This is a genomic window from Streptomyces sp. NPDC054796 (genome assembly GCF_053611545.1).
Genome location: NZ_JBSHAO010000002.1, coordinates 315,237 through 321,915 on the forward strand (window position 1 = coordinate 315,237; position 6,679 = coordinate 321,915).

At 71.5% G+C, this 6,679-nt stretch carries 7 protein-coding genes; 4 read left to right on the forward strand and 3 right to left on the reverse strand.

All coding sequences use genetic code 11. From position 1 onward, the window contains the following. Positions 1 to 17: 17 nt before the first annotated feature. Positions 18 to 491: a carboxymuconolactone decarboxylase family protein gene (locus ACWGJ2_RS03170; RefSeq protein ID WP_453344196.1), complete on the reverse strand. Its 474-nt coding sequence runs from the start codon at positions 489 to 491 to the stop codon at positions 18 to 20. Positions 492 to 676: 185 nt separating this feature from the next. Here ACWGJ2_RS03170 and ACWGJ2_RS03175 point away from each other — a divergent pair, with 185 nt between their 5' ends. From ACWGJ2_RS03175 to ACWGJ2_RS03185, 3 genes are all read left to right on the forward strand, one after another. Next, the gene (locus tag ACWGJ2_RS03175; protein ID WP_453344197.1) at positions 677 to 1,795 is read left to right on the forward strand and encodes an NUDIX hydrolase; all 1,119 of its coding nucleotides are present in this window, start codon (positions 677 to 679) and stop codon (positions 1,793 to 1,795) included. A gap of 152 nt (positions 1,796 to 1,947) precedes the next feature. Beyond that, positions 1,948 to 4,275 carry a HelD family protein gene (locus ACWGJ2_RS03180; RefSeq protein WP_453344209.1) on the forward strand — a complete coding sequence of 776 codons (2,328 nt, stop codon included), beginning with the start codon at positions 1,948 to 1,950 and terminating at the stop codon, positions 4,273 to 4,275. Between the two features lie 82 nt (positions 4,276 to 4,357). Continuing rightward, positions 4,358 to 4,603: a hypothetical protein gene (locus tag ACWGJ2_RS03185; RefSeq protein ID WP_453344198.1), complete on the forward strand. Its 246-nt coding sequence runs from the start codon at positions 4,358 to 4,360 to the stop codon at positions 4,601 to 4,603. Between the two features lie 75 nt (positions 4,604 to 4,678). Here ACWGJ2_RS03185 and ACWGJ2_RS03190 read toward each other — a convergent pair whose 3' ends face one another. Both ACWGJ2_RS03190 and ACWGJ2_RS03195 read right to left on the reverse strand, forming a co-directional pair. Continuing rightward, positions 4,679 to 5,359, reverse strand: coding sequence for a DNA alkylation repair protein (locus tag ACWGJ2_RS03190; RefSeq protein ID WP_453344199.1), 681 nt, complete (start codon positions 5,357 to 5,359; stop codon positions 4,679 to 4,681). Positions 5,360 to 5,684: 325 nt separating this feature from the next. Then, positions 5,685 to 5,867 (reverse strand): hypothetical protein, encoded by a 183-nt coding sequence (locus ACWGJ2_RS03195; protein WP_453344200.1) that lies wholly within the window; start codon positions 5,865 to 5,867, stop codon positions 5,685 to 5,687. A 315-nt stretch (positions 5,868 to 6,182) separates the two neighbouring features. On the opposite strand from ACWGJ2_RS03195, the gene ACWGJ2_RS03200 reads away from it, so the two are divergent. Then, positions 6,183 to 6,679, forward strand: a 497-nt coding sequence (locus ACWGJ2_RS03200) for a sigma-70 family RNA polymerase sigma factor (RefSeq protein ID WP_453344201.1), incomplete at its 3' end; no start/stop codon positions are given.

Genomic DNA, 6,679 nt, shown 5'->3' on the forward strand with positions numbered 1-6,679 from the left:
ACGCCCCCCCTGCGCGGTCAGCCGAACTGGCCGGGCTGGTAGTCGCCCGCGGGCTGCTGGACGAGGACGTTCGCCCGGTTGAAGGCGTTGATGAGGGCGATGGAGCACACCAGCGCCGCCAACTGCTCCTCGTCGTAGTGCTTCGCCGCGTTCGCCCAGACCGCGTCCGGGACGCCCCCGGCCGCGTCCGCGATGCGGGTGCCCTCCTCCGTCAGCTCCAGCGCGGCCCGCTCGGCCTCGGTGAAGACCGTGGCCTCGCGCCACGCCGCGACCAGGTTGAGGCGCACCGAGGTCTCACCGGCGGCAACGGCGTCCTTGCTGTGCATGTCGGTGCAGAAACCGCAGCCGTTGATCTGGCTGGCGCGGAGCTTGACCAGCTCCTGCGTCGCGGCGGGCAGCGTCGACTGCTCAAGGATCTTGCCTGCCGAGATGATGTGCTTGAAGACCTTGCCCAGGGTCGGGCTGCTGAACATGTCCAGACGGGCGCTCATGGTGATCTCCTCCGGCGTTGTCGTCGCTTTCACCCGTACGACGGCGCGGCTCGCCAGGATGTGACACACGCGGATGTGAGCCGCGTCTCACCTCTCGACGGGGGGCCGTGACGGGGCGGGCAACAGCCCGTTCACCGGGCACACGCCCGGGACACCCCCCGAGCCGGCCCGCCGAGGAGACCCCGTTGCCGCACTCCGGACCACCCCATGACGAACCGGTGCCGACCGCGCACTCCGGCGGCGCCGATGTGACGGCGATCGCCGTCACCCTCCTGGTCACCGACGAGCGGGGCCACGTCCTGCTGACCGCCGGCACCACTACCGCCGCCGCGTCCGAGGACGCCACGCGCGGTGCCCCCACGCTGCCGGGCACGGCCGTGCGGAGCACCGAGACGCCGCAGCAGGCCGCGGCCCGCGAGCTGGCCTCGGCGTTCGGGCTCGCCGATGTCACCGTCGGGCGGCTGGTGGCCGTCGACAGCCGGACGCCGCCCCCGCACGAGCGCCCGCACGGCCACCCGCACGACCAGCAGCCGCACGGCCGTCCGCTCGCGCTGCACGCGCACGCGGTCGGCCCCCTCACCGCCCGGCAGTTGGCGGATCTCCGTACCGCCGACTGCCACGCGGCGCGGTGGTGCACCGTCGAGGAGGCCGTTCACCGGCTGGACCCGGCTGCCGGGCGGCTCCTGCGGCACGGGCTGCGGGCCCTGGCCACCGGGCGCGTGGCGTATCTGCACGAAGGCGAGCCGCAGCTCGGCTCCCCGGTGGGTGTCCCGCCCGCGCACCGCGCCGAGCTGGAGAGCGCGCACGCGCTGACCTGGGCCGACTTCGTCGCCCAGCGGCCGACGGTCTGGGTCAGCGTCTGCGTCCTGCTCACGGACCCGCGCGGCCGGGTGCTGGTGGTCGAGCCCGGTTACGCTCGGCACTGGCTGCTGCCGGGCGGCGGCCTGGACAGCGACACCGGGGAGACGCCGCGGGAAGGGGCCGCGCGCGAACTGGCGGAGGAACTAGGGCTCCGGCTGGACGTGGGCAGGCTGCTGGCCGTCGACTGGATTCCGCACGCAGCGCTGCCGCGCGTCGCCTACGCCTATGACGGCGGCACCGTGGAAGAGGACGTACTGTCCCGGATCCGGCTGCCGGAGCGGGAGCTGACCGCCTGGCGGCTCGTGGCGCCCGAGGACCTCGACGGACTGCTGCGGGACCACGTGACGGCCCGTGTACGGGCGTGCCTGGCCGCCCGTGCGGGAGAAGGAGGAGGCGGCGCGCTGGAGCTGGTCAACGGCACTCTTCCGGGGGCGGCTCCGTAACGCGTGGGGAACACGTGGGGCGGCTCCCGGAATTCACGGTCACGAAACACGAAAAAGCCCCCGCCGCTTGCAGCTGGGGCTTGGCATTGCGTATATTCGACCGTTCATGAATTCGGTGTGTGAATTCTCATCGAATTTACTAAGCAGAGTATATCCGGGTGGGAGTGGCATTGTCAAACGAGGAATTGCGGGACGAGCAGGAATTCATCGACCGGCTCTACCGCCGCGTCGACGCGCTGCGCGGTGAGACCGAGGAGTCCGTCGAGGGCACCATGGAACCGGTGGGCAGCACCATGCAGGCGAAGCTGGAGCGCGACGTGCTCGTGGCGGAGCGGTCCGGTCTGCTCGCGGCCCTCAACGCCGTGGACGGTTCGCTCTGCTTCGGCCGCCTCGACCTCGTCGACGACGCGCACCACCACATCGGCCGCATCGGCATCCGCGAGGACGACGAGGACCGCACGCCGGTGCTCATCGACTGGCGGGCCCCCGTCGCGCGCCCCTTCTACCTGGCCACCGGACACACGCCCATGGGCCTGCGCCGACGGCGGCACATCACCACCGAGGGCCGCGACGTCACCGCGCTGCACGACGAGATCCTCGACCTCGGCGACGAGAAGCGCACCGGGCACGAGGACCCCAGCGGCGACGCGGTGCTGCTCGCGGCGCTCAACTCGGCACGCACCGGCCGCATGAACGACATCGTGCAGACCATCCAGGCCGAGCAGGACCGCATCATCAGGGCCCCGCACCGCGGGGTGCGCGTCGTCGAGGGCGGGCCCGGCACCGGCAAGACCGCGGTGGCGCTGCACCGTGCCGCGTACCTCCTCTACGAGCACCGCGACCTGCTCGCACGGCGCGCCGTGCTCGTCGTCGGCCCCAACCCGGCCTTCCTCGGCTACATCAGCGAGGTGCTGCCGTCCCTCGGTGAGACGGGGGTGCTGCTGGCCACCCTCGGCGAGCTGTACCCCGGGCTGCACGCGACCGGCACCGACACCCCGCAGGCCGCCGCGGTCAAGGGCCGCGCCGGGATGGCCGACGCGCTCGCCGCCGCCGTCGCGGACCGGCAGGCACTGCCCGACCCGGTCCTCACCATCGAGCACGACAAGCTGGTGCTGTTCCTCGACGACGACCTGGTACGCGTCGCCCGCGAGCGCACCCGCGCGCTCGGGCTGACGCACAACGCCGCGCGCGAGCACTTCGAGGGGCACATCCTCAACATGCTCACGGACATGGTCGCCGAGCGGATCGGAACCGACCCGTACGACGGGGAACAGCTCCTCGACGACAGCGATCTGACGCAGATCCGCGACGACCTGGGCGCCAACGAGGAGGTGCACGCCGCGCTGGACGTACTGTGGCCCGCGCTGTCGCCGCGCCGCTTCGTCGCCGAGTACCTGGCCGAGCCCACGCACCTCGACGCCGTCGAGGCCGCCGCGATCCGCCGCCCCCTGGGCTCGGAGTGGACGCCCGCCGATGTGCCCCTGCTCGACGAGGCCGCCGAGCTGCTGGGCGAGGACGACCGTGCCGAGCGCGCCGCGCTCGAAGCCGAGCGCCTGGAGCGGATCGCCTACGCGCAGGGCGTCCTCGACGTCTCCCACGCCTCCCGGACCTTCGAGTTCGAGGACAAGGACGAGGAGGACTCCGAGATCCTCGGCGCGCGGGACATCGTCGACGCCGAGCGGATGGCCGAGCGCCAGGAGGAGGCCGATCACCGCACCGCGGCCGAGCGTGCAGCGGCCGACCGCACCTGGGCGTTCGGGCACATCATCGTCGACGAGGCGCAGGAGCTGTCGCCGATGGCGTGGCGGCTGCTGATGCGGCGCTGCCCGACCCGTTCCATGACGCTCGTCGGCGATCCGGCGCAGACCGCCGAAGAGGCGGGCGTGGGGTCCTGGGAGGAGATCCTGAAGCCCTACGTCGGGGATCGCTGGGAGCACAACCGGCTGGGCGTCAACTACCGCACGCCCGCCGAGATCATGGACGTGGCCGCCGAGGTGCTGCGCGCTGAGCACCCCGGCTTCGAGCCGCCCGGCTCTGTGCGCTCGACCGGCGAGAAGCCGCGCCTGTGGAGCGCGCGGGAGGTGTCGGGTGCGGCAGCGGGGGACGCGTCCGGTGCGGTGGCGGGAGACGTCGCCGCGACCACCGCGCGTGCCGTCGCGGCGGCCGCTCCGGGCGAGGGGCGGCTCGCGGTGATCGCGCCCTCGGCGCTGCACGAGGAACTGCTCGCCGCGCTTCCCGGGGCGTCCGCCGGGCGCGAGCCCGACCTGACGCGGGACGTGGTGCTGCTCGACCCGCGCCAGTCGAAGGGGCTGGAGTTCGACGCGGTGGTCCTCGTCGAGCCCGCGCGGCTGAGCACCAGCGATCTGTACGTGGCGCTCACCCGGGCCACCCGCACCCTCGACATCGTGCACGGGGAGCCGGTTCCCGAGGCGCTCAGGCCGCCGCACACCGTCGCGGCCGAGGCGGAGCGGCTTTCATGATCGGCTCGCGTGGGGATAGCCTCGGGGCACCGGGGCCTGCGGAGGACCGGGAAGCACGGGGAACACGGGGAAGGTGAAAGTCATGGCGCCCAAGCTGGTGCATGCGGCCCTCGGCGACACCTGGATCAACTGCCTCTTCTGCAAGGGCGATCTGTTCCGGACGCGGGGTGTGAAGCTCAACAGCTCCGGCATGGAGCTGATGAAGATGGCCTGGGCGGACGAGACGGCGACGGGGCTGATCTGCTCGTCGTGCGGTTACGTGCATCTCTTCTCGAACGAGGCCATCCAGTTCTACCGCCCGGAGAAGTCCGGGAAGCGCGGGAAGTAGCACCGCCCCGACGCTCCCCGGCCCTCGCCCTCCCCGACCCCCTTCGCGTGGCCGGGACGGCACCGCCGACGGCGGTCAGCCCGCCGTCCTGTCCTGCCGCCGGCGCACCATCTCGGTGATCCAGACGGGCGCGAACGGGGAGGTGCAGCCCGGGGAGGTCGGGTAGTCCTTGAGCACCCCCAGGCGCTCGCCGATGCCGATCGCGCGGTCCCGGTGCTCGGCGTGCTCGATCCCGATCTGCGCCAGGCAGGTGTTCATCGCCCATTGCAGGCGCTCCGGGGCGTCCTTCATCCGCGTCTCGACGGTGTCGAGGAGTCCCGCGAGGTCCAGCCCCTCGGGCCTCTTCGTCACACGCTCGGTGGTCAGCGCCCATCCGGCGCTCGCGACCACCGGGTCCGGGTCGGCGAACCAGGCCAGGCGCAGTTCTTCGGCGTGCGGGTTCTTCTTCACCACGTAGTTCACGAGCCAGTCGTGCACCTTGGGCGGGCGTGCCTCGCGCACCATGGCGTCCAGTTCGTCGCGCCCGAACGCCTTCGGACGGCAGATCAGCAGCGCGAGGAGCCGCGCCGCGGTGTCGCCCGTGTCCCACAGCTCGCGCGCCAGGTCCTGCTGCGTCTTGAGCCGCTTCGCGAGCGCGCGCAGCTTGCCGAGGTGCACACCGTGGTCGTCACCGTGCCGCTCGTTCACCGCCCGTGCCTTCGGGTCCTCCAGTCCGGCCAGCTCGGCCATCACCTCGGCCACCGTCGTCCCGGCCATCCCAGCCTCCCGCGCGTCGGTCTCCCGCACCTCACGTGCGGGGTTCAGCCTACGAGGGGCGTCGGCCTTCCGTCGCTCCGGCGCCGCGCACGACGCCCCCGTACGCGACGTCCGTACACGACGAGGGCCCCGGCGCCGTGCGGCGCCAGGGCCCGAGATTTCAACACCATCTGCCGACGTCATGCGTCGGCCTGTGAATTCCGCGCGTCAGCCCCGAGGGCCGGATGCGCGGGGATCGCGGTTGCGTGACCGGGGACCACCTGCCAATCCGGGGTCTGCGGCACCCGAGCGGACAAGAGTCTCGCTCAGGCGATCCTGATGGCGTCTACTCCTCTCCTGTTCCGTGCTCGCTGACGGGCACCTTCGCGCACGCGGTCATGCTCAGCAGCCCTTGGAGGCCGCTCGGTCCGGCAGTCAGCGAGGGGACCTTCCAGAGCACTTCCCGGCCCCGCCGCTCCACTGCCGTGCCGTCCGCCGTGCACGTCAGATTGCCTCCGTCGCGCGGCACTTGACTTCTTTCTCCTGCACGAAACACGTTAGTCCTGCCGACAGGCAATGTCTACCGTCACCATGATAGATTTTCTATCCTTCTGGCAGACGGCAAAGTGACCGCAGGCCGGAGCCCCCGGTGCCTCCTCGCCCTGCCCGACGATGAAAATCCGTCGACGTGGGTTTGTCCGTCATCGCGTCGGGGAGGCGTGGGGTCACGTGCTTCGGAAGAGCAGGCACACCGTGCGGGAGCGGCCACCGGACTGCCCCAACTGTGTCTGCTCCCGCCCTGTTCAGCAGTAGTCGATGCGTGAACTCGGGAGTGAGCACCTCCATGAACACCACCCAGCTCCGCACAAAGGCACAGGCCGCCGGCACCCGTCGCCACAGCCACCACGACGCACCCGACACCACCGCCGACTTCGAGGAACTGGCCGCCATGCACGACGGCCCCGAGAAGCAGCGGCTCCAGGACTGCGTCGTCACCGCCTGGCTCCCCATGGCACACCGCCTGGCCGCCAAGTACCGCAACCGGGGCGAAGCCGTGGAAGACCTTGAGCAGGTCGCGGCCCTGGCGCTCGTCAAGGCCGTGGAGCGCTACGACCCCTCACGGGGCAAGGCGTTCGAAGCCTTCGCCATTCCGACGATCTACGGTGAGCTGAAGCGGCACTTCCGTGACCACATGTGGGACCTGCACGTCCCGCGCCGCGTCCAGAACCTGCGCAACCAGGTACGCGCCAGCGTCCGCGACCTCAGCCTCACCCTGGACGACCGCACCCCCACCATCACGGAGATCGCCGAACACAGCGGACTGACCGAAGACGACGTCCA